Here is a 1,862-nt window from a genome sequence, read left to right as displayed (position 1 = left end):
GCTCCTCAGCGGCGACGACGAACAGCGCGAGGATCGGGATGACCGCCCCGTTCATGGTCATCGACACCGACATCTGGTCCAGCGGGATGCGGTCGAACAACGTGCGCATGTCGTAGATCGAGTCGATCGCTACGCCGGCCATGCCCACGTCGCCCGTCACGCGCGGGTGGTCGGAGTCGTAGCCGCGGTGGGTCGCCAGGTCGAAGGCGACCGACAGCCCCTTCTGGCCGGCCGCGAGGTTGCGCCGGTAGAAGGCGTTGGACTCCTCCGCGGTGGAGAAGCCGGCGTACTGACGGATCGTCCACGGCTGCGTCGTGTACATCGTCGGGTACGGGCCGCGCAGGTAGGGCGGCGCGCCCGGCACGGTGTCGAGGAAGTCGAGCCCGGCGAGGTCGGCCTCGGTGTAGAGCGGCTTCACCGGAACCTGCTCCGGGGTGAGCCACACCTCCCCCGTGTGCTGCGCGTCGTCGGCTGCGGCCGCGGTCGGCTCAACCGCACCGAGGTCGACGGTGGTGAAGTCGGGGACGGCGCTCATCGGGAACCTTCCGTGGTGGTGCCGGCATCACGTGGTGCAAGGCGGTCGAGCACGTCGGAGAGGAACGCCACGACGTCGATGCCGTCGTGGACCTCGCCGTCGACGGCGCCCGCGCTCTCGCCGAGCTCGCCGGCCCGGCCTGCGACGAGCACGGTGTCGACCCCGGCAGCGCGCAGTGCCTCGATCGCCGATGCACCGTGATCGGCGTAACCGGCACGGCTGGACGCGAGGATGGCGACCTTCGCCCCCTCCTGGACCGCGGAAATCCCCCCGGCGGCCAGCAGGTTGGTGACGAACGCCTGGCGCGCACCGAAGTCCCGACGGGTGCCGAGGGTGTGGACGACGACCGCCGGCTGGCCGAGTTCTCGGGCCCGGTCACGAAGTGCCTCGTATGCCGTGGCGTCCCGTCGCGGGGCGAACCCACCTGCTGCGGTGGGTAGGTCGACCCGGGCGCGCCGGTCGGGGGTGACTTCCCCGACCAGCGGGAACATCGAGACCCCCGTGAGGGGACGCGACCGGGTGGCGAGATCACGGTCGCGCTGCGCCACGGCATCCGCGACCCAGGAGGCGAAGAGACCGTCGGCGAACGCCTGCACCGCGCCACCGGAGGCCTCGACCTCCTGGAAGCGGGCCCATACGGCGCTGGCCACGTCATCGGTGAGCGACTCGAGGTACCACGACCCACCCCCGGGATCGGTGACCCGGGCGACGTTGGCCTCGTCGGCCAGCAGGATCTGGGTGTTGCGGGCGAGTCGGCGCCCGAGGCGCTCGGGCAGGCCGAGCACGGTGTCGAACGGCAGCACGGTGATGGCGTCGGCGCCACCGATCGAGGCGCCGAACGTGGCGAGGGTGCTGCGCAGGACGTTGACCCACGGGTCCTCGCGGGTGAACATCCGCAGGCTCGTGACCGCGTGGGTCCGCGCGCCGCGGCTGGCCTCGGGGACGCCACTTGCCTCGCCGACGCGGGCCCACACCCGGCGCAGGGCGCGCAGGGCGGCGGCGGTCAGGAACTGGTCGGCGGTGGCCCCGACGCGGAACTCGACCTGGTCGAAGGCCTGCGCGGGTGCGATGCCGGCGGCCTCGAGGTGCCGCACGTACGCGACACCCGTCGCGACGGCTGCGGCGAGGGCGTCGACGTCGGTGGCACCCGCGTCGTGCAGGACCGTGGCGTCGACCGTGATGGCGCGCCAGCCGGGACGGGTCGCGGTAGCCCGCACGAGGTCGGCGAGGGGGGTGAGGTCAGGCTCGGCGCCGAGCCTCGCTGCGGCCGCCAGCGGGTCGAGACCGAGGTTGCCCCCGACGCTGGGATGGTCGCCGACGTGGTCGA

At 72.9% G+C, this 1,862-nt stretch carries 2 protein-coding genes; both read right to left on the bottom strand.

The features are described 5' to 3' along the window. Positions 1–535: methylmalonyl-CoA mutase family protein (locus PLL68_RS14585; protein WP_324534781.1), on the bottom strand; the 535-nt coding region annotated here is incomplete at its 3' end. After that, on the bottom strand, positions 532–1,862 hold a 1,331-nt coding region (locus tag PLL68_RS14580; protein ID WP_324535316.1), incomplete at its 5' end, for a methylmalonyl-CoA mutase family protein. The genes PLL68_RS14580 and PLL68_RS14585, both read right to left, overlap by 4 nt.

Origin of the sequence: Ornithinibacter sp. (assembly GCF_035443565.1) — a bacterium.
GTDB lineage: Bacteria > Actinomycetota > Actinomycetes > Actinomycetales > Dermatophilaceae > Fodinibacter.
The sequence above is the reverse complement of the archived record's forward strand: the minus strand, read 5'-3'. Positions and strand labels throughout refer to the sequence as shown.